At 63.3% G+C, this 245-nt stretch carries 1 protein-coding gene; it reads left to right on the top strand.

The genetic code is table 11. The annotated features are described in order from the left end of the window. Positions 1-245 (top strand): hypothetical protein (locus AAEY72_RS16695; protein ID WP_352311634.1); only part of this gene is annotated, 245 nt, incomplete at both ends.

Raw genomic sequence — 245 nt, 5'->3', positions numbered from 1 at the left:
TTTGGTGCTGAGAAGAATGAAGCCGTAACACCAACACCTACACCAACGCCAACACCAACGCCAACGCCAACTCCAACACCAACGCCAACGCCAACCCCAACGCCAACGCCAACGCCAACGCCAACGCCAACGCCAACGCCAACGCCAACGCCAACGCCAACGCCAACGCCAACGCCAACGCCAACGCCAACGCCAACGCCAACCCCAACGCCACCGCAAGCGCAACGGCGCGCGCGAAGCCCCAG

This window comes from Psychrobacter sp. W2-37-MNA-CIBAN-0211 (assembly GCF_040309405.1).
GTDB lineage: Bacteria > Pseudomonadota > Gammaproteobacteria > Pseudomonadales > Moraxellaceae > Psychrobacter > Psychrobacter glaciei.
The sequence above is the reverse complement of the archived record's forward strand: the minus strand, read 5'-3'. Positions and strand labels throughout refer to the sequence as shown.